This is a genomic window from Methylobacterium brachiatum, from assembly GCF_900113845.1.
GTDB classification, from domain to species: domain Bacteria; phylum Pseudomonadota; class Alphaproteobacteria; order Rhizobiales; family Beijerinckiaceae; genus Methylobacterium; species Methylobacterium brachiatum.
Window position 1 is genome coordinate 409,074 of record NZ_FOQW01000003.1, and the last position, 19,278, is coordinate 428,351.

At 68.9% G+C, this 19,278-nt stretch carries 24 protein-coding genes; 10 read left to right on the forward strand and 14 right to left on the reverse strand.

All coding sequences use genetic code 11. The features are described from left to right. Window positions 1–18: 18 nt before the first annotated feature. Window positions 19–2,328, reverse strand: coding sequence for an FdhF/YdeP family oxidoreductase (locus tag BMZ47_RS04125; RefSeq protein WP_091858898.1), 2,310 nt, complete (start codon window positions 2,326–2,328; stop codon window positions 19–21). 156 nt (window positions 2,329–2,484) lie between these two features. On the opposite strand from BMZ47_RS04125, the gene BMZ47_RS04130 reads away from it, so the two are divergent. Then, complete coding sequence (locus BMZ47_RS04130; RefSeq protein WP_007561852.1) at window positions 2,485–2,658, forward strand: metallothionein; 174 nt, start codon at window positions 2,485–2,487, stop codon at window positions 2,656–2,658. A 66-nt stretch (window positions 2,659–2,724) separates the two neighbouring features. Here BMZ47_RS04130 and BMZ47_RS04135 read toward each other — a convergent pair whose 3' ends face one another. Next, window positions 2,725–3,012 (reverse strand): MTH1187 family thiamine-binding protein, encoded by a 288-nt coding sequence (locus BMZ47_RS04135; RefSeq protein ID WP_007561858.1) that lies wholly within the window; start codon window positions 3,010–3,012, stop codon window positions 2,725–2,727. Window positions 3,013–3,364: 352 nt separating this feature from the next. On the opposite strand from BMZ47_RS04135, the gene BMZ47_RS04140 reads away from it, so the two are divergent. Beyond that, window positions 3,365–4,933, forward strand: a complete 1,569-nt coding sequence (locus tag BMZ47_RS04140; protein ID WP_029358243.1) for an integrase arm-type DNA-binding domain-containing protein — start codon at window positions 3,365–3,367, stop codon at window positions 4,931–4,933. On the opposite strand, the gene BMZ47_RS04145 is transcribed toward BMZ47_RS04140, so the two are convergent. Next, window positions 4,930–5,130 carry a hypothetical protein gene (locus tag BMZ47_RS04145; RefSeq protein WP_029358240.1) on the reverse strand — a complete coding sequence of 67 codons (201 nt, stop codon included), beginning with the start codon at window positions 5,128–5,130 and terminating at the stop codon, window positions 4,930–4,932. The two genes, BMZ47_RS04140 and BMZ47_RS04145, sit on opposite strands and share 4 nt — an antisense overlap. Before the next feature lie 328 nt (window positions 5,131–5,458). Here BMZ47_RS04145 and BMZ47_RS04150 point away from each other — a divergent pair, with 328 nt between their 5' ends. Beyond that, window positions 5,459–6,019, forward strand: coding sequence for a metallophosphoesterase (locus BMZ47_RS04150; RefSeq protein WP_029358239.1), 561 nt, complete (start codon window positions 5,459–5,461; stop codon window positions 6,017–6,019). After that, a complete protein-coding gene (locus tag BMZ47_RS04155; protein ID WP_029358237.1) occupies window positions 6,006–6,290 on the forward strand; it encodes a hypothetical protein in 285 nt (94 codons plus the stop codon). Before BMZ47_RS04150 ends, BMZ47_RS04155 begins: the two co-directional genes overlap by 14 nt. 36 nt (window positions 6,291–6,326) lie before the next feature. Here the strand turns inward: BMZ47_RS04155 and BMZ47_RS04160 are convergent, their stop codons facing one another. From BMZ47_RS04160 to BMZ47_RS28775, 6 genes are all read right to left on the reverse strand, one after another. Then, complete coding sequence (locus tag BMZ47_RS04160; protein WP_029358235.1) at window positions 6,327–6,824, reverse strand: hypothetical protein; 498 nt, start codon at window positions 6,822–6,824, stop codon at window positions 6,327–6,329. Window positions 6,825–6,888: 64 nt separating this feature from the next. After that, the gene (locus BMZ47_RS04165; RefSeq protein WP_029358233.1) at window positions 6,889–7,395 is read right to left on the reverse strand and encodes a hypothetical protein; all 507 of its coding nucleotides are present in this window, start codon (window positions 7,393–7,395) and stop codon (window positions 6,889–6,891) included. A gap of 234 nt (window positions 7,396–7,629) precedes the next feature. Further along, complete coding sequence (locus BMZ47_RS28770) at window positions 7,630–8,460, reverse strand: HIRAN domain-containing protein (protein WP_029358231.1); 831 nt, start codon at window positions 8,458–8,460, stop codon at window positions 7,630–7,632. Next, a complete protein-coding gene (locus BMZ47_RS04175; protein WP_029358229.1) occupies window positions 8,457–8,780 on the reverse strand; it encodes a hypothetical protein in 324 nt (107 codons plus the stop codon). Before BMZ47_RS04175 ends, BMZ47_RS28770 begins: the two co-directional genes overlap by 4 nt. Then, the gene (locus BMZ47_RS04180) at window positions 8,777–9,730 is read right to left on the reverse strand and encodes a hypothetical protein (RefSeq protein ID WP_029358228.1); all 954 of its coding nucleotides are present in this window, start codon (window positions 9,728–9,730) and stop codon (window positions 8,777–8,779) included. Before BMZ47_RS04180 ends, BMZ47_RS04175 begins: the two co-directional genes overlap by 4 nt. Continuing rightward, window positions 9,727–10,008, reverse strand: a complete 282-nt coding sequence (locus BMZ47_RS28775) for a helix-turn-helix domain-containing protein (RefSeq protein WP_029358227.1) — start codon at window positions 10,006–10,008, stop codon at window positions 9,727–9,729. Before BMZ47_RS28775 ends, BMZ47_RS04180 begins: the two co-directional genes overlap by 4 nt. 216 nt (window positions 10,009–10,224) lie before the next feature. On the opposite strand from BMZ47_RS28775, the gene BMZ47_RS04190 reads away from it, so the two are divergent. Then, window positions 10,225–11,109: a hypothetical protein gene (locus BMZ47_RS04190; RefSeq protein ID WP_029358225.1), complete on the forward strand. Its 885-nt coding sequence runs from the start codon at window positions 10,225–10,227 to the stop codon at window positions 11,107–11,109. A 72-nt stretch (window positions 11,110–11,181) separates the two neighbouring features. Next, window positions 11,182–11,832, forward strand: a complete 651-nt coding sequence (locus BMZ47_RS04195; protein ID WP_029358223.1) for a hypothetical protein — start codon at window positions 11,182–11,184, stop codon at window positions 11,830–11,832. Between the two features lie 139 nt (window positions 11,833–11,971). Here BMZ47_RS04195 and BMZ47_RS04200 read toward each other — a convergent pair whose 3' ends face one another. Together BMZ47_RS04200 and BMZ47_RS04205 are read right to left on the reverse strand one after the other, a co-directional pair. After that, window positions 11,972–12,328 (reverse strand): hypothetical protein, encoded by a 357-nt coding sequence (locus tag BMZ47_RS04200; RefSeq protein WP_029358221.1) that lies wholly within the window; start codon window positions 12,326–12,328, stop codon window positions 11,972–11,974. Window positions 12,329–12,505: 177 nt separating this feature from the next. After that, on the reverse strand, window positions 12,506–12,856 hold the full coding sequence (locus BMZ47_RS04205) for a hypothetical protein (protein ID WP_029358219.1): 351 nt from the start codon (window positions 12,854–12,856) through the stop codon (window positions 12,506–12,508). Between the two features lie 122 nt (window positions 12,857–12,978). On the opposite strand from BMZ47_RS04205, the gene BMZ47_RS04210 reads away from it, so the two are divergent. From BMZ47_RS04210 to BMZ47_RS04225, 4 genes are all read left to right on the forward strand, one after another. Next, entirely contained in the window at window positions 12,979–13,350 is a 372-nt protein-coding gene (locus tag BMZ47_RS04210) for a hypothetical protein (RefSeq protein ID WP_139220926.1), read from the forward strand. Between the two features lie 467 nt (window positions 13,351–13,817). Then, window positions 13,818–14,006: a molecular chaperone GroES gene (locus BMZ47_RS04215; protein WP_081437797.1), complete on the forward strand. Its 189-nt coding sequence runs from the start codon at window positions 13,818–13,820 to the stop codon at window positions 14,004–14,006. 33 nt (window positions 14,007–14,039) lie between these two features. Further along, window positions 14,040–14,879 carry an aldo/keto reductase gene (locus tag BMZ47_RS04220; protein WP_029358216.1) on the forward strand — a complete coding sequence of 280 codons (840 nt, stop codon included), beginning with the start codon at window positions 14,040–14,042 and terminating at the stop codon, window positions 14,877–14,879. 428 nt (window positions 14,880–15,307) lie between these two features. Beyond that, window positions 15,308–15,877: a type 1 glutamine amidotransferase domain-containing protein gene (locus BMZ47_RS04225; protein WP_012322180.1), complete on the forward strand. Its 570-nt coding sequence runs from the start codon at window positions 15,308–15,310 to the stop codon at window positions 15,875–15,877. Window positions 15,878–15,987: 110 nt separating this feature from the next. Here BMZ47_RS04225 and BMZ47_RS04230 read toward each other — a convergent pair whose 3' ends face one another. The 3 genes from BMZ47_RS04230 to BMZ47_RS04240 all read right to left on the reverse strand — a co-directional run bounded on the left by BMZ47_RS04230 (window position 15,988) and on the right by BMZ47_RS04240 (window position 18,807). Continuing rightward, the gene (locus BMZ47_RS04230; RefSeq protein ID WP_012322179.1) at window positions 15,988–16,401 is read right to left on the reverse strand and encodes an ester cyclase; all 414 of its coding nucleotides are present in this window, start codon (window positions 16,399–16,401) and stop codon (window positions 15,988–15,990) included. Window positions 16,402–16,826: 425 nt separating this feature from the next. Continuing rightward, a complete protein-coding gene (locus BMZ47_RS04235) occupies window positions 16,827–17,939 on the reverse strand; it encodes an alkene reductase (protein WP_012322178.1) in 1,113 nt (370 codons plus the stop codon). Window positions 17,940–17,985: 46 nt separating this feature from the next. Beyond that, on the reverse strand, window positions 17,986–18,807 hold the full coding sequence (locus tag BMZ47_RS04240) for an alpha/beta fold hydrolase (protein WP_012322177.1): 822 nt from the start codon (window positions 18,805–18,807) through the stop codon (window positions 17,986–17,988). Window positions 18,808–19,278: the final 471 nt, after the last annotated feature.

Here is a 19,278-nt window from a genome sequence, read left to right on the forward strand (position 1 = left end):
CGCGCCAGATCCCCCGGCTCAGGTCGCGGCCGTCACCCGCACGGTGATCGCCTTGGCGGCGGGGGTCTTGGACTGCTCGTCATGGTGCCAGAGCGGCAGCAGGACGTTCAGCTCCGGGTAGTAGCCGCCGCAATTTCCCGGCGGGATGTCGTAGGCGATCACCCGCAGGCCGCCGACGCGCCGCGCGATCTGATCGCCGGCCACCGCCTCGACATCGACGGAGCCGCCATCCTTGAGCCCGAGCCGGGCGATGTCGGCCCGGTTCATGAACAGGATGTCCCGGGTGCCCTTCACGCCCCGGAAGCGGTCATCGTAGCCGTAGACCGTGGTGTTGAACTGGTCGTTCGAGCGCAGCGTGATCAGGTCGAGCACGTCCGGGCCGCGCGCCGGCAGGTCGGGATCGGCCTCGAGCCCTTCCGGCACCGCGAAATTCGCCTTGCCGGTGTCGGTCTCCCATTTGCGGTCGCGGGCGCCGAGCGGCTTGGTGATCCCGCCGGGGCGGAACATCTGGCCGTTCAGGTCGTGGAACACCTTCGGGTAGGTCGCCTCAATCGCGTCGCGCACCCGGGCGTAATCGGCCACCCAGGCATCCCAGTCGATCCGCGGGTTCGGGGGCACCGACGCCTTCGCGATCTCGGCCACGATCCAGGGCTCGGAGCGGACATCGGGGCCGACCGGATCGGACACGCCCCGGGAGCCGTGGAAGCGCGCGGTGGAATCCTCCATCGAGACCGCCTGCGGACCGCTGGCCTGCTGGTCGATCTCGATCCGGCCGAGGCAGGGCAGGATGTAGGCGACCGTCCCATTGACCAGGTGCGAGCGGTTGAGCTTGGTCGAGATCTGCACGGTCAGGCGCTGCCGCCGCCAGGCCGGCTCCATGCGCCCGGTATCGGGAACCGCGCGCAGGAAGTTGCCGCCGAGGCTGACGAAGGCCCGGACGCTGCCGTCGAGGATACCCTCGCAGGTCTCGACCGTGTTGAGCCCCTTCTCCCGCGGCGGCTCGAAATCGTAGAGCTCCTTCAGCTTGTCGAGGGGCACCAGCTCCGGCTTCTCGGAGATGCCCACCGTGCGCTGGCCCTGCACATTGGAATGGCCGCGCACCGGGCAGATCCCGGCGCCGGGCTTGCCGATATTGCCGCGCAGCAGCAGGAGGTTGACCAGCATCCGCACCGTCTCGGTGCCCTTGCGGTGCTGGGTCAGCCCCATCCCGTAGATGCCGATCACCGCCTTGGCCCGGGCATAGGTGCCGGCCGCGGCTTCGAGGGCCGGTCGGGTGAGGCCGGAGCGCCGCTCGATCCCCGTCCAATCCTGGCTGTCGCAGAACGCCACGAAATCCTCGAATCCGTGCGTGTGCTCGGCGATGAAGGCGTGGTCGAGGATGGCGGGCCGACCGGACGCCGTCGCCTCCCGGTCCATGGCGATCAGGATCTTGCACAGGCCGGTGATCGCCGCGAGGTCGCCGCCGGCCTTCACCTGATGGTACTGGGTCGAGATCTTGGTGGCCGAGCGCGTCAGCATCTCCACCGGCGATTGCGGGTTGGTGAAGCGCTCGAGCCCGCGCTCGCGCAGCGGGTTGAAGGTGATGATCTGCGCCCCCCGGCGCCGCGCCTCCTGGAGCGGGTGGAGCATCCGGGGCGCGTTCGAGCCGACATTCTGGCCGAAGAAGAAGATCAGGTCGGTGGACTCGAAATCCTCCAGCAGGACCGTGCCGACCGGCGCGCCGATCGATTGCGGCAGCGCCACCGAGGTCGGCTCGTGGCACATGTTCGACGAATCCGGCAGGTTGTTGTTGCCGTAGAGGCGCGCCAGCAGCGCCCACATGTAGCTGGTCTCGAGGGACGCCCGGCCGGAGGCGTAGAACACCACCGATTTCGGATCCTCGGCGCGCAGCGCCTGCAATTCCCGCCCGATCTCCGCGAAGGCCTCACCCCAAGAGACCGGCCGGTACCGGTCGGTCTCGAGATCGTAGCGCATCGGATGCGTCAGGCGGCCCTGCTCCTCCAGCGCGTAGTCGCTCCAGCCGAGCAGCTCGGTGACGGTGTGGGCGGCGAAGAAGTCCGGGGTCGCCCGCCGGCGGGTCTGTTCCCAGGCGGTCGCCTTGGCGCCGTTCTCGCAATACTCGAAGGCCAGGGGCTTGGCCGGCTTCGCCCAGGCGCAGGACACGCACATGAACCCGTCCGGCTTGTTCTGCTTGAGCAGCATCGCCGAGCCGGTGACCGGAACGCCCTCGCGGGTCAGGATCTCGACCAGGGACCGGGCCGAGCCCCAGCCGCCGGCCGGGCTGTCATAGGGTTCGATCCGCACGTCGCCGGTGTTCTGCTCGCTCATGCCGTCCTCCTCCCGGGACGCGCGCGTCCGGACGGGGGTGAACGCACGAAGGGGCGGGTCGGATCACGGGCGCGTCACCGCGGCGCCGATCCGCTTCCGCCCGGGGCGGCGCGGCGCTAAGCTGGGCCGGCGGACGAATCGTCTGAGGAGAAGATTATGGCCAGTGTCGACGTCGAGATGGTAAAGTGTGCCTGTCAGGACTGCGTGTGCGTGGTCCAATTGACCAAGGCTGTATCCCGGGACGGCAAGGCCTATTGCTGTGACGATTGCGCCGACGGTCACAAAGATCACGCCGGCTGCGAGCATGCCGGCTGCGCCTGCCACGGCTGAGTGGTTTCGGACTGGAAAGAACCGCGCGACGGTGTGCCCGCCGCGCGGTGCCCCGGAGGCGACCCGTCAGGAGACGGCCGCGAGCTTGTCGGCCATGGATTGCTCCTTGTCCCGCCGGGTCGAGAAGATCAGCGTGAAGAAGGTCCGCTCGACGCCCAGCTCGGCCAGCCGCGCCTCGCAGCGCTCGGCCAGGGCGCAGACCTCCGACAAGTCGGCCTCGATGTTGGTCCCGTTGGGATGCATCGTGGCGGTCAGGCCGCTCGCCTCGATGATCGCCTTGATCTCGCGCACATAGGGCGAGACCGACGGCCCGACGCCCATCGGCACGATGCACAGGTCGGCGGATACCTTCATGGTGATGCTTCCCGAGGGGCCCGAACGCGGCGCATGGCCGCCGACGAAAGGGCGGAGGGCTGAAACCGGATGGGTGGGCGCCTGACCGGGCGGGCCGTGCGGCGATGCCGGGGCTCCGTCATCCCGTCATGGGGCGGGCGTGGAGCGGGTGAAGGGAATCGAACCCTCGTATTCAGCTTGGAAGGCTGGTTCCTCGACTGATTTCGGACCGTCAAAGCTGCCTGCATTCGTTTACCACCTCACTGAAGATACAGGGGAAATTGACCGGCCTGCGTAGGCTGCCCTGTTGCACAGGCTTTCCCCGTGCGGCTGGTATCGCCCTGGTATCACGCAAACGGGGGGCCGGCGAGACATGGCGAAGGCGGCTGCGAAGCCCAAAGCGAAGCCGGCAGCGTATACGCGCAAGCGGGTAGTCCTGGCTCTCGAACACGTCGAGCGCGGCGAGGAGCTCATTGAGAAGGGGCGCGTTCCCGGTCGCGGGATCGAGTACGCGGACACGCGGACGGCGGGCCTCATCCTCCGGGTCACCCCGACGGCGTCCACGTACATGCTCAAGACGGAACATGCGACGGTCAGGCTCGGCGAAGCCTCCCGCATCACTGTCGACCAGGCCCGCGACCAGGCCGCCCTGGCGCGGATCAGCCTGAAGCGCGGTCGGGACCCCCGGCGCCAGGTCGCAGCGTTCGAGGCGTCCCTTGGGGATTCGGGGGACCAATCCTCGGCCGCCGAGGTCGCCGCGGCGGTGGACGACACGCCGGCGCAGACCGAGGCTGACCGGCGCTCCCACGGGCCTTGGTTATGGCGCGACCTCGTGGCGGAGTTCCTCGAAGCCAAGCTCCCGAAGCTGAAGCCGGGCTACAGGGCTCAGTACGAGAGCTACCTGCGGCACGCCGGTTTCCGGAGCATCCAGGACCGGCTCGTCGCCGACATCCGTATCGCCGACCTGGAGCGCGTCCGGAACGCCGTCGTCAAGTCGAACACCGCATCGGCCGCCCACCGCGTCGTCCAGCAGGGCAAGGAGGCGATGTCGTGGGCCTGGCGTTACAACGCCGGCATCTCCGGCCTCGACGCCTTCGAGTACGAGTGGTGGCTGAGGTGGAGCATCGAGTACACCTCGGGCACGCGGGAACACGTCCCCCTCGTTGACGAGCTCGCCCGAACTCTGGCGCTCGCCGAGCGGCACCGTTCGCTCGGGCAGACGGAGCACGCGACCGGGACAGGGACGCTGGCCATGCTATGGCTGACCGTCCTGACAGGGCAGCGGACCTACCAGACCTCGATCCTGAGTCACGACCGCCTCTACCCGCTCGACGGCATGCCGGGGTGGCTCTCGGCAAACTGGAGCGGGGTCGAGATGAAGGGCGGCAAGAGCGGCAGCCGCCCCCACGCCCTGCCGCTGCCCCCGCAGGCGTTGGCGGTGCTGAAGCGCCTCTGGGCCGAGCTCGACGAACCGTCGCCGTGGGCGTGCCCGTCGTCCCGCGGCAACGGTCACGCCCACCAGTCCGCGGTCAACAAATTGCTCTGGCGCCTGGAAGGACTCGACCAGTACGGCGACCCGAAGCCCGGCAGGGCGAACTTGCTGGCGCTGCACGGAATCGAACCGTGGACGCCGCACGATGCCCGGAGGACCCTTGGCTCATTCCTAGGCGACCGCCGGCTCGGCGGCGCGGCATCAGCCATCCTCTCCCACAAGGAGGGGAAGGGAGAGAGCGAGAAGGAGCGGGTCGCCGCCGTCACGCGGCTTCACTACGACCGCGGTCAGCGCATGGCCCTCAAGGCCGAGGGGATGGAGTTGTGGACCGCCGCCATCCTGGAGGCGTACGAACGGGAGAAAGCCGCGCTAGCCCTGCTCCCCTTGCCGGCACCGCCGCCCAGGACGAAACGCAAGCCGGCAGCCCCGCAGCGGAAGGAGGCGGCCTAGCCGGCCTGGCGCTGCGGCCGGCGCTCCCGCCGGTCTCGGCCGAGAACCCTGGCGAGATCTCGCGGCCTCTCGGCCCGGACGAATCCCCGCCCGCCGCGCCGCTGCCCGGAGACCTCCATCATCTCCTCCGCGAGGGCGCGCATGATGGCATCGCGCTCCTCCGGTCCCGCATCCGCGACGTCCTGAAAGCTAAGCATCGACCACTCCGTCCTTGAGAACGAAGTAGGAACATTTACGACCGGTTCAACGGGGGCGGCTCTGCGTTCAAGTTATGCCGTTTTCGGTGCGCTTATGCGCAGAACATAACGGCACTGGGCCGTCCCGCCGCCCCTTATGTTCAACCCCGGCGCGCCGCCCAGGGATAACCCCGCGACCGACGTTGACCGCCTGAGTCCGAGCCCCGATCATCGCCCCCTCGCCAGCCCCGAGGCCGCCGTGAAACGAATACGCGCCCCCCGCTCACCGACGAGACCCATCCCCGGGGCGTGACCGCGCGCGGCAGCCCCTGCTCAGGAGGCTGCCCCCATGACGACCTGGTTCATCGCGGATTCCCATTTCGGCCACGCCGGCGTCATCGCCATGTCGGGCCGGCCCTTCGCCACCATCGAGGAGCACGATGAGGCCCTCGTCGCCGCCTGGAATGCGGTGGTCAGCCCGCGCGACGAGGTCTGGCACCTTGGCGACTTCGCCCTGGGGGCGAGCCCGGAGCGGTGCGCCGCGCTGTTCCGCCGGCTCCGGGGACGCAAGTGCCTCGTCCGAGGCAACCACGACTGGAAGCGCGTGCTCGACCTACCCTGGCACGAGCAGCACGACCTCGTCAGCCGCAAGATCGAGGGCCAGCGCGTCATCCTCTCGCACTACCCGATGAGGGCGTGGCCGGGCGTATGGCGCGGGTCGATCCATCTGTTCGGGCACACGCACGGCTCGCTGCCGGACACCTCGCAATCTTGCGACGTCGGTGTGGACCGCTGGGCGTACGCCCCGGTCGCCCTGGAGCAGATCCGGGAGCGCCTCGCCGCGACGCCCGACATTCCAGAGGAGCGGCGGCTCGGTAAGGCTGGGGAGGACGACGATGCCGAGGGGTGAGACCGAGATCCCGGACGACTGCGTGACATGCATCCGGTGCGGCTGGGTGTCCTTCGCCGTCACGAAGGCCAACGCCGAGGCGCACGTCGAGCAGCACAATCGCTGGCGGCTGGAGGAGCCAAGTCGCCTGCGTCACTGGCCGACCCCGGCGGTGCTCGACAGCTACCGCTGCAGTGGATGCGGGCAATGGGGGCCGTACCGGCGGACCGTCGCCGGGGACTGCCCGACGGGGGCGACGCTCAACCCGGTCGTCTGCGAGCACGCTGAATGAGAGAGGGCCCCGGTGGTTACGCCGGGGCCCTTCTTCTTACGCACGATGAGCGGTTGTCCAGGCACTGCCAAGGCGAGCCTTGGTCGCCTTCACGTTGGCGGGGGTGACATCGACAAAGTGGTCCCATGCTCGCCCCCCTGCCTCGCTGTCGTCGGCAAGTAGCAAGCCGTAGAGTTCCCTTGTCAGCTCGGCATGTGCCTCGCTTTCCCGGAACATGGCTGCAACCCGGACCGCGGCGAACGGGTTGGCGGGCCCCTTCATGACGGTGCGACCGTAGCCGCCCGGGGACCGCCGGTCCGGCCAGAGACCGACGACGATCCCCGGCTCGCGGAACATTCGGAGGGTCGTGATTGCCTGCTCCACCGCGTCCTGGCCACACCGCGCGAGGGCAGTGTCCATCTTCTCCGCGGACCACACGAGACTTTGCTGCAGGCGCCGTTGTCTTTCGAAGTGTGTCACTGGCTTTTTCATCTCCATCCTCAACATCGAGCCGCCCATGCCGCCGTCGAGGACGACCCTGCCCACCGAGATCATCTTGCTGGAGTCGAGAGATGGTCCAAGGTTAACAGAGTAGTTAATCGTCCACAGCCGAGTTCAATCACCCCCGGCTGGGGTGGCGCTCCCGTTCGGCCCTGGCCTTCCACTCCGCCTCGGCGGCCACGAGTTTGTCGTGGAGGTCGCGGGCCTCGACGGCGCGGGGGTGGTCCATGTCTAGGAACGGGCGCACCCGCGCGGCCGCCCCGGCGCACCCCGCTGCCCGGCAGCCCGCTACATGCACGCGCTCATCGAGGGCGGTCGGCTCGGGGCCGTAGCCGCGGCGGGTGAGCGTCCGGGGGCGGGCGAGGGTCTCGCTCGCGCCGACGATGGCCTCCTCCATGGCGCGGACCCGCGCCGCGGTCCGGGCGGCCTTCATTAGCACAGGGTCGGTCTCCTCAACGGCCCTGGCGAGCGCCTCGGCCTGTTCGGCGAGGACCTCGGCGACGGGCGCGTCCGCCGGCGGCGCGGGCGGGGATTCCGGGAGCGCCGGGGGAGCCGCGTGGAGAGCGCGGCACGCCCCGCGGGCGACCGGCGGCAGGCGGGGCGTGAACGGGGCGGCGGTCGTCATACGCGGCTCCTCTTGGCGGCTTCGATGGCCGAGCGGTTCGCGGCGGCGGCGACCGTTCGGATGAGGTGATGGGACGCCCAAGGGCGCAGCGTACCCTTGACCATGCCCTTGGTTGGGAAGGCCTTCCGGCGCCATGCGTCCCGGGCAGCGGCGAGCGACGGATGGTGGCTCACGACGCTCCATGTGCGCCGGTCCACGATGACGTGCGTGTCGGGCGGGCGCGGCTGCCGAGGTCTAGTCCCAGGCATGGCTGACCTCGCAACCAATTCGGGGGGCGCGGACGGATCCGGGATTGAGCCTGCTCCGAGGCGCGCGGCACCAGGCGCGGATCTCCGCGTCGAACTCGGGTGTCAGCGGCACCTGCCAGGTGTAGCGGCCGACCACGATGCCGGCCCGTTTCGCGAGGCGGGCGACCGTCGACCGCGAGCAGGCCAGCAGCCGGGCTACGTGGTCGACGTCTACCTCCGTGCCGACGTCCGGGAGATCAGGCTCGAACGGGACGGCCAGCAGCGTCTCGACCGCCTGGGCGACGCGCGCCACTCTCCTGGCCTGGAGTTGGTCCGCGAACCGTTCGGCCCGCCGACGTAGGCGCCGCTCCCGCTTCTCGTTCCGCACCGGCAGCGTCGCCCGATAGGCCACGCGCTCGATGTGGGCGGCGTAGAGCGGCTCGGCCGCCGCTCCGACGACGAGCACGCGCAGAGACCAAGCCTCGCCGTCGCCCTCGTCGTACACGTAGCCCCTGGCGGCCGCGCCGGCATCGAGCAGCGGAGCGACGGCGGCGGCCGCGTAGCGTGGCAGGTGCCCGATCTGATGCGCATTCCGCCACCAGACCCCGACTGCGTTGGCGTCGTGCGGGTTCTCCGGGTCTCGCACGAGGTGGAGGCGGTCGCCGAGCCGGGGCATGATGCGCTCCCCCGTCAGGTCGTCGCGGCGGCCGTACGCGTAGAACTGGAGCCCGGCGCACTCGCTGACGAGCCAGGCCTCCCCGCGGTTGAGTGCCGGGATCTCGACGCCGAGGTCGGTGTCTTCGTAGCCGCGCAGGTCGGGGACGGCGTCGTCACTCATGGGCGTCCTCCGGCGGTGTCCCGCTCCCTGCCCGCGCGCATCATGTCGCGGATGAGCTTGGGGATGCTCTCGTCATCGAGGACATCGGGCACCGGCGGCCTGTCGGCATCCTGCAGCGCGGCGTTCAACCGGCTGACGGCGTCTCGCGCAGCCCGGAGCAGTTCGCCCTCGACAGTCGCGACGGCGCGCTGGAGGGACCGAGAATAGGGACCCTCGCCGTAGCCCGGGTGCGCCCGGACGGCGGCGAGGGCCGCGTTCAGGCGGGCGCGGGTGGCGCGGGCGTCGAGCTCGTAGAGCCCGTCGACGAATCGGGAGGTCATGCGGCCCTCCCGGAGCGCATGACGACGGACGCGTCCCGGTCGGCACGGATGAACGCCACCGCCACGTCCGGGGACAGGTCGGCCATGCGAGCGAGCTCGACGGCCCGGACGAGATCCTCGACGTCCAGCCGGTCGATGCCCTGCAGCGTCCGCGGCCGCCCCGGGACGGGCGATGGCGCCGCGGCGGCGACCGCGGGGACCGGCAGCGCCACGACGTTGGCCGCCGGCTCCTCCGGAACGGTTGCGGCCGCGACATCGGGCTTCCCACGCTTCCAGCGCACGCCGGCTTCCACGAGCCCGAGACGGAGCAGATGCAACCGCAGGCCCGTCGGCGTGACGCCGTACTCCGAGGCGAGGTCGGCGACGTGGCCGACACGCTTCCAGTCAGCCCGGATGGTTTCGTCCCCGGGGACACGACGAGCGCCGCCGCAGCGCGACGTGACGGATTCCGTGACCGGTGCGGCCGCTGCCATGTCCTGCTCCTGTTCCTGCTCCTGGGGGGTGGGGGTGGCGCTGATGCCGGCCGTCGCCAGCGCCTGCCGGGCGCGCTTCGTCTGACGAGCTAGCCGCATCTTCTCGACCCCACTGACGCGGGGGTAGTCCGTGATGCCGCGCTCGCGCAGGAACTTGAGCACCGCGGTGTAGGGCACCCCGTGCTTTTCCGCGGCCCGGCTGACGGCGCCGAGGGCGAACACGTCGGCGATGGCGGCTTCTTCCTGCTCGGGCGTTGTGGTGCGGCGCCGGGTGCGGACGATGATCCCCGACTTGGCGTTCCGCTCGGCACGCCCGGCCTCTACGATTTTGCTGATGGCGTTGGCCGTCAGGAAGGGCCACCTGCCCAGGCAGGCGTCCATGCCGTAGCCTTCGAGGATCGCCAGCGCCTTCGCAGGCGAGGGGCGCTCGTAGGCCAGCAGGTCAACGCTGGAGTTCTCGCTCGGGCCCCGGCTCATGCCTCGGCCCCATGGCGGGCTTCCGCCTCAAAGAGGGTGACGCCGTCGGCGTCATAGAGCGCGACCGTCTCCGGCTGGCGCGGCACGTAGCGGACCTCGCGCTGCAGGCCGAGGCCCTCCAGGATTCGCGCGGCGGGTCCGCGGCGGCCGCGCACGACGTCGTTCACGTAGGGTACGCTCAGGCCGTGAGCGGCCGCCCACGCCGTCTGGCCGCCCGCCTCTACGCAGGCCGCGCGGAGGCGGGCAACGACTTCCTCTTCTGTCAGCGATGCAGCCATTCCCAGTCTCCGTTGCGGTCAACGGAGTAGAGGTTATGGACGTTCCGCTAAAAAGCAAGATGCCATATTCCTTCGACATTCGAAGGATCGTAATTCGTAATTTGCAAATTGCACATTACGAATTAGGTCAGCGAAAAAATCTTCGGGGACTCTTTTAATGTGCTTGGTCGAGTGCTTCAATCTGGCAATCAGCGAATTGCCAGGAGGTCCGACACCATGTTCACGCTGCTCTTCTTCCTTGTCTCGGTCGGCTTCGTCGCCGCTGCGGCCGCCTCGGCGGCGCACCGCCCGCTCCCTCTCGACGTGGCGCTCCCCGTCGGCGCCCTCGGCCTCGCCTGGCGCAGCGCCGGGCAGCGGCAGACCCGCAACGGCCCGCGCACCCTCTGGCGCGCCGAGGGCGACACGACGCGCTACAGCCGGGCCTATGCCGCCGACCGCGATGGCCTGCGCGAGGTCGGGTTCTCATGGGACGGCTCGACCCCGGTCTGCTGGGAAGCCATCCCGGCGCCCGTGCCCTACACGGTCGATGAGGCCTGCGCCGCCGCAGAGGCCCGCGCCGATTCGGCGGACCGCGCCCGCCAGCGCGAGAAGCTAGCCGCCGCCGAGGCCGAGTGGGCCGCGACCGGCGCCGCCCGGGCAGAGGCAATCGACGCGCTGCGGGCCTGCCTCAAGACGCGGGCGTGGGCCTGGAACAAGCGGAAGAGGGAGCTCGCCACCGGCCTGCTCGGCGACCGCCCTTCGGATCGGGACGCCCGGCTGGCGAAGGAGCTCGTCGGGGAGGTCGAGTTCCTCGTCGGGTCCATCACCCGCAGGTTGGGCGAGGAGCGCGTCACGGAATGGTGCGAGCGCGCCGCCATCGCCGAGGTCCGCGCCGCCGTCCACGAGGCTTGCCGCGTCCTCAGCGACATGGATTCCGACTGGGCGACCGTGCGGAACGACAGAGGTTGGTCCGCCGCTCACTCGCACGCCGGCCACGTCCTAGCGAGCCTTGCGGAGCTCGGGCAGCCCGAGGCGAGCCACGCCCTCCGAGCAGTTTGGGCCCACCGGAAACAGGTCCCGCCCGCCCTCCGGGAGCGCGTGTTCGGCTCCGCCGAGGCCTAGTCCCCCCGCTTCTCGTTTTCGTTCCCCCGCCGACAATCGTCTCCGTAGACCTGAACAGGAATCCCCATCCCCATGCGCAAGCTCAGCAAACTCGCCGCCCTCGTCATGGCCGTCATGGCCGCCCTGGCCCAGAAGGTCTGGGACGGAACGAAGTGGGTCGCGAAGGCCTTCTCCGGCATCCCGACGCCCGCCGGCCTGGAGGTCGAGGACGCGATGGACGCCGTGGCCGCCCGAGCCGCCGCGCCCGTGACACCGTCACGCGAATCCCGTGACACCGTCACGCCCGCCCCGGCGCCGGCCCCCAAGCCCGAGACCGCCCCGAAGGCCGCCGCGACGGCGCAGGTGGTCGAGCTCGACCCCGTCCTCGCGAAGGGGAAGATCGCGTACGCCTACGCGTGCTCCCTGACGACGCTGGATGGGGAGCCCAGCACCGCGGGCCTGAACGAAGCCGAGGCCGCGTGGCTGGCGTCGCTGAACACGAGCGAGATGATGCACATCTGGCGCGGCGGGCCGCTGCAGGCGGGCGCCCACATGGCAGGCATCAAGACCATCCCCGGCCTGCCGCTGTGCCCGACCCTGTCAGAGTACAGGCACATCCTGGGAAGCGCCGCTCAGGTGACGCCCCGGCAGCGCGAGGAGATCGCTGAGTACAACGCTACCCTAGACCGCGCCTTCGCCGACATGATCGAGGACCCCGCCTTTGAACTGAAGTGCGGCATCTGACATCCACAGGAACAGCGAAAGGCCCGCCCCGGGACGCCGGGGCGGGCCTTTCTATTTGTCTGCTCACATGCCGTCAGGGTCTTGTGCCTTGCGGCGTGCACACTTTGTCGTGCTCTCACGTGCGCACGTCGTGCTGACGCTATGCCGACCGGGCGGCCCGCAGGACGAGGCCCTCAGCCTTGAGGGCGCGCCGGTGCATCTGGGCGGTCTCGGCCTTGGCGGTAGCGGTCTCGGTGCGCGCGACGGCGAGCGCCTGCTGGAGCCGAGCGACCTCGGCACGGAGGGCGGCCGCCTCGTCGACCGAGGCCTGGAGCGCCTGACGCTGGCGGGTGACAGCCTGCATCGCGCGGCCGGCCGCCGAGGCGTTCCGGAGGCCCTGCTCGAAGTCGGCGTCGGCCTGACGGACGCGGGCATCCGCGAGGCTCGTAGCGAGGACGCCGACGAGGCCCATGCCCACACGGTCGAGGTCGCTGGCAATTCCGTGGGCGTTGGTCATGGGGCTCTCCGTCGTCCGGGTATGCCCTCACGATCGGGGGTCCGAGACTCACTGTCGAGTAGGAGTCAACTGTTGTCCCTGGCCGTGACACCGCCGCAGGCCGGGGTTTTGTACTGAGGTTAGCGCCCCGTTACTTCCTGGCTGTGTAACGCCGAATCTGGAAAGCCCCCATCCGCCTCAGACGAGGCGCAGCCGCTGCGCGACCGCCTGATGCGCCGCGGCCCGGGAGACCTGTCCGTCCTGAACCTTGGCCGCCCGCACGTGCGCGATGGCCCGCCGCATCACGTCCTCGACGTCCACAGTCATGCCCGCGACGCTGCCCCGGCGGACGCAGTGCCCGACGAAATCAGCCGCGTGCAGGGCCTCCGCCATGGCGGTTGCGACCGCCGCGTCGACCACGCGCGGGTCCGGGAGACCGGCCGCTCGACGGGCAGCCCGTTCCGCCCGCTTCCGCTCCGCCGGTGTCAGCGGGATGTGCTTGGCGAAGTTGTCGTCGGGCTTCGGGAAGGCTTCGATGCGGTCGAACATGGCGGGCTCCTCAGGGGGAGATTCCGCCCGGCCGCGGCAACCGACAAGGACGGTGTCTAGCGGTTTCGTGACACCGTCCAAGGGGGTTGGCCGTTGCGGACGCCATCCGCAGGCTGCCGCTCATGTTGAAGATCAGCCTCGAAATCGACGTCGCCGGATTCGAGCGCGAGGTCGACACGCACATGCTGAAGGTGTTCCGGCCCGCCGTCGTGGACGCCCTGAACGCGGCCGGCGAGGCCGCGGTGGACGCCGTCCGGAAGGGCATGCTGACCGCGTTCGACCGGCCCAAGCCATTCACCTTGGATGGCGTCGGTTTCTTCAAGGCGAGCGTCCGTAGCGACGGCGGCGACCCCTCGATCCTCAACTACATCAAGGACCAGACGGCCAGCTACATCGACGTCCACGGCTGGGGTTGCGGGGCTGGGGCCGCAGCCTCCTCGGCGTCCTCGCCGTCCAAATCGTATCTTCGCTCCGAGGGTGGTGCTTGTGATTGACCGACTACGAGGGCTCCCATTGATGCGGTCGCGCGCTCAGCCTTCCTAATCGCGGCGGTCGCCCTCATCCGCATCATGGCTTTGACCACCAACGGGCATGGGCGGCGCACGCCTCTCCTCGGGGCCGAAACCGCATCCCTCGGGACCGCCCTGTATGCCAACCTGACGATTCTGTTCTACGTGCCGTCCGTCAGCGCGTTCGGCATCGACGCTGCCTTCTCCATGGTGCTGGCCATATCGGACAGCGTTAATCCGAGAACCAGCCGTTCCGCTTTGCGCCCATTCCAGTCACGTGATGGTCCTCGTGTGCGTCTCCGAAACAGACATCGATCGAGCCGGCGGCCACGACATCCTCATGTTGTGACACATCAGCGGGCTTTGGAAGGCACGCCTAAGCGCAAGATCGCAGCATCCAGTTCTTTAGGTGGGGTACAGCGACGACGGAATGTGCGACCAAACGGTGCGGTATGACGGTGCGCACCGCCCAACAACATGCACAAGCCTACATGGACCGGTTGCTGACGCACGCCTTGAAGGGCGAGCTCAACCCGGCCTGCCTCGCCAACCACCGTTTCTCCCTCGAGGACGGACCGCGCGGCTACGACATGTTCGATCACAAGACGGACGGCTGCGTGCGCGCGGTGTTCGCGCCTTAGGCGCACGTGCCGTCCACGGATGGAGGGAAATGCATGGAGCAGCGCCCGTTTGGTCCCGTGCCGCGCGATGTTGCGGTGATCGGCCAGGGAACCTGGTATATCGACGACGCGCACCGGCCCACCGCGGTCGCCGCCCTGCGCCGCGGCCTCGACCTCGGCATGACGCACATCGATACCGCCGAGATGTACGGCGACGCCGAGACCGTGGTCGGCGAGGCGATCACCGGTCGGCGCGACGACGTGTTCCTCGTCTCCAAGGTCCTCCCCAGCAACGCCTCGCTTGCCGGGACAGTGGCAGCCTGCGAGCGCTCGCTGGCGCGCCTGCGCACCGACAGGCTGGATTGTTACCTATTGCATTGGCTTGGCTCGCATCCCCTTGAGGATACTTTCGCCGGCTTCGAGCGGCTCCGCGAACAGGGCAAGATCCTGTCCTGGGGGGTAAGCAACTTCGATGTGTCCAACCTCGAAGCCGCCTGGAAGGCCGGGGGCGAGGGGCGCATCGCCTGCAACCAGGTTCTCTACCACTTGGAGGAGTGTGCAATCGAGCACGCCGTCCAGCCCTGGTGCGAGGATCACGGCATCGCCGTCGTCGCCTACAGCCCGTTCGGCCATGGCAGCTTCCCTGGCCCACGAACACCGGGCGGCCGCGTCCTGGATGAGATCGCGGCGAACCACGGCGCCACCGCCCGTCATGTCGCGCTCCGGTTCCTCACGCGGAGGCCGTCCACCTTCACGATCCCCAAGGCGTCCAGTCCCGAGCATACCGCCGACAACGCCAGCGCTGGCCCGCTGCGGCTGACGGAAGACGAGTTCATGCGGATCGACGCAGCGTTTCCGCGGGGTCCCCGACCGCGCCACCTCCCTATGTTGTAGGCCCGTGATGCCCACTTGATCAGGGCAGATGACCGTCCCGCTGTCTCGAAGCCCCGCCCGGCAGCGGACGATCCCGCCGCTAGGCGGGGATTCGCGGATCGTCCGAACGACCCAAGCTGCCTGCCCAGAGGTGAAGGCGCCTTGAGCATGCGTCGTGGCGACCGTTCGGCGGTGGGGCTCCCTCGGGCCGCAAAGGAACTCGTTCGTATCCCGGGAGATGACTTTCCGCCCAGCGCTTAGTCTCGCGGCGCACCGGCCGCTCGGTTCGGTGATGCCGGCGCGTCTCCGAGTCTATCGGGCGCTGAGCGCCGTCCGCCACCGCGAATTCGGCGTCGCGGCCGGGATACCTCCGGCATCGACCGCATCCCGTCGTGAGGAACGGCGCGACGGTGCCTCCGTTAGGTTCCGACACCCAGAAGGACGATGACATGAGCTTGCAGGGCAAGAAGATCGCGATCCTGATCGCACCGCGCGGCACCGAGGATCCGGAGTTCGCCAAGCCGCATGAGGCGGTGAAGCAGGCCGGGGCGACCGTGACGGTCATCGGTCTGGAGGCCGGCGAAGCCGAGACAGTCAACAACGACCTCGATCCCGCCAACCGCTACAAGGTGGACAGGACCATCGAGGGGGCGTCGGCCGCGGACTACGACGGCCTCGTAGTGCCCGGCGGCTGCGTCGGCGCCGACAAGCTCCGGGCGAGCAAGGATGTCGTGGCGTTCGTCCGGGACTTCTTCGCCGCGGGCAAGCCGGTCGGGGTCATCTGCCACGGGCCGTGGACCCTGATCGAGGCCGACGTCGTGAAGGGCCGGACGCTGACCTCCTACCCCACCGTTCGGCGGGACATCGAGAACGCCGGCGGCACCTGGGTCGACGAGGAGGTCGTCTGCGACAAGGGGCTTGTCACCAGCCGGACGCCCAAGGACCTGCCGGCCTTCTGCGCCAAGATCGTTGAGGAGTTCGCAGAGGGCCGCCATCCCGACCAAGCCCGGAGCGCCTGAGGCGTCGGGAAGCCGAAAATTGGCTCTTGAGACCCGGGGCGGCCCATGGGCCGCCCCGGGTCATGTCTTGAGGACGTCCCGCGGCCGGGACGCCTTCGCGGAAGCCTCCGTCAACCCTCGATGGCGCCTATCTGCTTCAGGATGCCGAGCTCGTCGGACGAGCCCCACCGCTCGACCATCTTGCCGTCGACGAAGCGGCCGATCTGCATGCCGCGGACCTTGATGGCCTTCCCGGTCGGCTTGTGGCCGTTGAAGTCACCCTGGTGCGTGCCGGTGAGCGTATAGGCGAAGGCGACGCTGTCCCCGTCGGCGACGAGCTTCTTCACCTCGACCTGCATGTCGGGGAACGCCGTGCGGAGTTCGGTGAAGAAGGCCTTGTATCCCTCGGGACCCATGTGCTGGCCTGGAGCCGGGTCGTGATCATGGCAGTCCGGGGCGACGACCTCGGGGAAGGCGTCGAACTGGCCACCGTTGACGAGTTCTCCGAACTTCTCGGTCGCCTGGATGCTGCTCTCGCGGGACATGGTGCTCCTTGGGTTCGGATCGGTAGGATCGGGGCGTCTCAGTCGAAGGCTAGGAAACCCGCGCCATGCCCGGTCGTTGCACGCCGCCCTCGTGAGGCCGCGCTGGGACCCGGTGCCGGAGCGACGCGGCGCGCCGGCCCGCATGTCGGCACGGGTTGTAGGCGACCGAGGACGCATCCTCGGCGCCACGTCGCATACTCACCGACTTGGCGCCCTCGGAGGCTCGGAGCGCGGTTTCGAGCAACTTGCCCCTGGTGGTGGTGACCCACGCCCGATGCCGGCCGGGGTACACACCGGCCGCTCGGTTCGATCCTGCCGGCAAGGCCGAGGTTGGCCGAGCGCTCTCCCGCGCGCAGCAAGACACTCACACGATACAGGCCGTCGCCTCGGTCACAATCGGCGACGTGCCGATCTCCGTGATCGGTTCAGCGCCGTACCGGTACCGGCCCGTCCATGCCCGGCCAGTCGGAGTAACCGGTCGCACCGCCGCCGTACCAGTATTGCTTGGGTGCCTCGGCCAGCGGTGCCCCGCTCGCCAGCCGCCCGACGAGGTCCGGGTTGGCAAGGTAGGGCCGGCCGAAGCTGAACAGATCGGCGCGGCCCTCGGCCAGTTCCTTCTCGGCGAGATCCAGGGTGTTCTGGTTGTTGCCGATATAGGCGCCCCCGAACCGGCGCCGCAGGTCGAGGAAATCGACGCCGTCCGGCACATCACGGGTCTGCTGCGTGACGCCCTCGATCGTGTGAATGTAGAGCAAGCCGAACTCGTTGAGCGCATCGACATAGGCGCCGAAGGTGGCATGCGTCTCGGAATCGAGCGGTGTCTCGCCGGGCTGCGTCGTGGCGGGCGACAACCGGATGCCGACGCGGCTTCCGCCGTCCCAGGCCTCGGTCACCGCACGGACCACCTCAAGCGGGAACCGCAAACGATTCTCGATCGAGCCACCGTAGCGATCGGTTCGCTTGTTGGTCGAATCTCGCACGAACTGCTCCAGCAGGTAGTTGTTGGCCGAGTGGACCTCGACCCCGTCGAAGCCGGCGCGCTTGGCGTTCACGGCCGCGCGCCGGTAATCCTCGACGATGCCGGGGATCTCGTCGGTCTCCAACGCCCGTGGGGTGACGTGGGGCTTCATCCCCTCCATCGTGAAGGCAGTTCCCTCCGGCTTCACCGCCGAAGCGGAGACCGGGAGGCCGCCCCCTGGCTGCAGGTCGGGATGGGATATCCGGCCGGTGTGCCACAGCTGGAGGAAGATGCAGCCGTCGTTGGCGTGGACCGTCGAGACGATGCGCTTCCAAGCCTCGATCTGCTCGTCCGACCAGATGCCCGGCGTGTAGGCATAGCCCACGGCCTGCTGCGAGATATTAGTAGCCTCTGAGATAATGAGGCCGGCGCTGGCACGCTGGCCGTAATAATCGGCGGCGAAGTCCGGCGGTACGCCCGCGGTCGAAGACCGGCTGCGGGTCAGCGGCGCCATCACGATGCGGTTCTTGAGGTGCAGATCGCCGATTGTTACGGGTTGGAGGATCGGGCTCGTCGTCATGGTACCTCGGATTGTGTGTGCGGGGTAATGGTGAGCGGAGCGCGGGTCAGCCCTTCAGGAAGGTGATCAGATCCGCGTTCAACCGTTCGGCATGGGTGAACGGCACGGCATGCGGCGCGCCGTCATAGACGACGAACTCGGCGCCGGGGATCGCGGCGGCTGTGGCTTTGCCCGACACGTCGATCGGCACGGTCCGGTCGGCATCGCCGTGGATCACGAGGGTCGGCACGCGAAATGCGGCCATGTCGGCGCGGAAGTCGGTCTCGGCGAAGGCCGTCACGCAGGCGGTCGTCGCCTTCGGCGACCCGCGCATCGCGAGGGTGCCGGTCCATTCGATCAGGTCGGACGAGACCGGCGATGAGAGTATCCCAACCCCGAAGAACGTCTTTGCGAAAGTCGCCATGAAGTTCGGGCGGTCCTTCTTCAGCCCGGCGATCATGCCGTCGAACACCGCTGGGTCGACGCCGTCTGGGTTGTCTGCCGTCTTGAGCATATAGGGCGTCACCGACGAGACGAGCGCGGCCCGAGTGACCCGGGCGCCGCCATGCCGGCTCATGTACCGGGCGATCTCGCCGCCGCCCATTGAGAACCCAACCAGCGCCACGTCCTGCACATCGAGGGCGTCGAGCACGGATTTCAGGTCGTCGGCGAGGGTGTCGTAATCGTAGCCGTCCCAGGTCTGGTCAGAGCGGCCGAATCCGCGGCGGTCGTAGGCGATGGTGCGAAAACCAGCCTCTGTGAGCGTCCGCTGCTGGAACTCCCACATGTCGGTATCGAGCGGCCAGCCGTGGATGAGCACGACCGGCCGACCGCGTCCCCAGTCCTTGAAAAAAAGCTGCGCGCCGTCGTGGGCCGCGATGAAGGGCATGATGGTCTCTCCGGTCGGACGATCGTCTCTCACACGACCGGTTCCGGGCCGCCTTGGTTCCCCGGGGTGAAACCTGCGCGGATGGCGCACACCGCATTCAGTGCGCTGCGGAAAGCGCCGGTGGACCGCCGAGGAAACGCGCCGGATCATCTAGCGGCAACGGCTCGTCCGCACCTGACGTGTTCGTTCAGCCCGCAGCGCCAGACGAACCGGTGTCTCCGACCCACCAAGCCAGCGATCACGATCGCTAAACGACAGCCTTGAGCGAGCGTTTATCCGCTTTCAAGCGCCGGATCTGAAGCGGTGAGCGGCTGGGTTGGGTCAAAAGCAGACCCTCGCCTGGTAGTTTGAGCTTCGACCCTGTTGTGCCCACCGCTCCACGTCTGCGAGGATTCAAGGGACAACAAGGCACGCGGGCTCTGGGGGGAGCGCGACCCCGACCGCCTCGCGTGGTCCTGTCGCCTGATTGAA

Excerpts from the sequence above, each read along its gene's own strand:
- BMZ47_RS04125 (WP_091858898.1), bottom strand. The coding sequence starts at position 2,328 with ATGAGCGAGCAGAACACCGGCGACGTGCGGATCGAACCCTATGACAGC.
- BMZ47_RS04150 (WP_029358239.1), top strand. The coding sequence starts at position 5,459 with ATGACGACCTGGTTCATCGCGGATTCCCATTTCGGCCACGCCGGCGTC.
- BMZ47_RS04240 (WP_012322177.1), bottom strand. The coding sequence starts at position 18,807 with ATGCCCTTCATCGCGGCCCACGACGGCGCGCAGCTTTTTTTCAAGGAC.
- BMZ47_RS04155 (WP_029358237.1), top strand. The coding sequence starts at position 6,006 with ATGCCGAGGGGTGAGACCGAGATCCCGGACGACTGCGTGACATGCATC.
- BMZ47_RS28775 (WP_029358227.1), bottom strand. The coding sequence starts at position 10,008 with ATGGCTGCATCGCTGACAGAAGAGGAAGTCGTTGCCCGCCTCCGCGCG.
- BMZ47_RS04205 (WP_029358219.1), bottom strand. The coding sequence starts at position 12,856 with ATGTTCGACCGCATCGAAGCCTTCCCGAAGCCCGACGACAACTTCGCC.
- BMZ47_RS04140 (WP_029358243.1), top strand. The coding sequence starts at position 3,365 with ATGGCGAAGGCGGCTGCGAAGCCCAAAGCGAAGCCGGCAGCGTATACG.
- BMZ47_RS04225 (WP_012322180.1), top strand. The coding sequence starts at position 15,308 with ATGAGCTTGCAGGGCAAGAAGATCGCGATCCTGATCGCACCGCGCGGC.
- BMZ47_RS04145 (WP_029358240.1), bottom strand. The coding sequence starts at position 5,130 with ATGCTTAGCTTTCAGGACGTCGCGGATGCGGGACCGGAGGAGCGCGAT.
- BMZ47_RS04195 (WP_029358223.1), top strand. The coding sequence starts at position 11,182 with ATGCGCAAGCTCAGCAAACTCGCCGCCCTCGTCATGGCCGTCATGGCC.
- BMZ47_RS28770 (WP_029358231.1), bottom strand. The coding sequence starts at position 8,460 with ATGAGTGACGACGCCGTCCCCGACCTGCGCGGCTACGAAGACACCGAC.
- BMZ47_RS04130 (WP_007561852.1), top strand. The coding sequence starts at position 2,485 with ATGGCCAGTGTCGACGTCGAGATGGTAAAGTGTGCCTGTCAGGACTGC.
- BMZ47_RS04190 (WP_029358225.1), top strand. The coding sequence starts at position 10,225 with ATGTTCACGCTGCTCTTCTTCCTTGTCTCGGTCGGCTTCGTCGCCGCT.
- BMZ47_RS04210 (WP_139220926.1), top strand. The coding sequence starts at position 12,979 with ATGTTGAAGATCAGCCTCGAAATCGACGTCGCCGGATTCGAGCGCGAG.
- BMZ47_RS04230 (WP_012322179.1), bottom strand. The coding sequence starts at position 16,401 with ATGTCCCGCGAGAGCAGCATCCAGGCGACCGAGAAGTTCGGAGAACTC.
- BMZ47_RS04160 (WP_029358235.1), bottom strand. The coding sequence starts at position 6,824 with ATGATCTCGGTGGGCAGGGTCGTCCTCGACGGCGGCATGGGCGGCTCG.
- BMZ47_RS04235 (WP_012322178.1), bottom strand. The coding sequence starts at position 17,939 with ATGACGACGAGCCCGATCCTCCAACCCGTAACAATCGGCGATCTGCAC.
- BMZ47_RS04175 (WP_029358229.1), bottom strand. The coding sequence starts at position 8,780 with ATGACCTCCCGATTCGTCGACGGGCTCTACGAGCTCGACGCCCGCGCC.
- BMZ47_RS04135 (WP_007561858.1), bottom strand. The coding sequence starts at position 3,012 with ATGAAGGTATCCGCCGACCTGTGCATCGTGCCGATGGGCGTCGGGCCG.
- BMZ47_RS04200 (WP_029358221.1), bottom strand. The coding sequence starts at position 12,328 with ATGACCAACGCCCACGGAATTGCCAGCGACCTCGACCGTGTGGGCATG.
- BMZ47_RS04180 (WP_029358228.1), bottom strand. The coding sequence starts at position 9,730 with ATGAGCCGGGGCCCGAGCGAGAACTCCAGCGTTGACCTGCTGGCCTAC.
- BMZ47_RS04220 (WP_029358216.1), top strand. The coding sequence starts at position 14,040 with ATGGAGCAGCGCCCGTTTGGTCCCGTGCCGCGCGATGTTGCGGTGATC.
- BMZ47_RS04215 (WP_081437797.1), top strand. The coding sequence starts at position 13,818 with ATGACGGTGCGCACCGCCCAACAACATGCACAAGCCTACATGGACCGG.
- BMZ47_RS04165 (WP_029358233.1), bottom strand. The coding sequence starts at position 7,395 with ATGACGACCGCCGCCCCGTTCACGCCCCGCCTGCCGCCGGTCGCCCGC.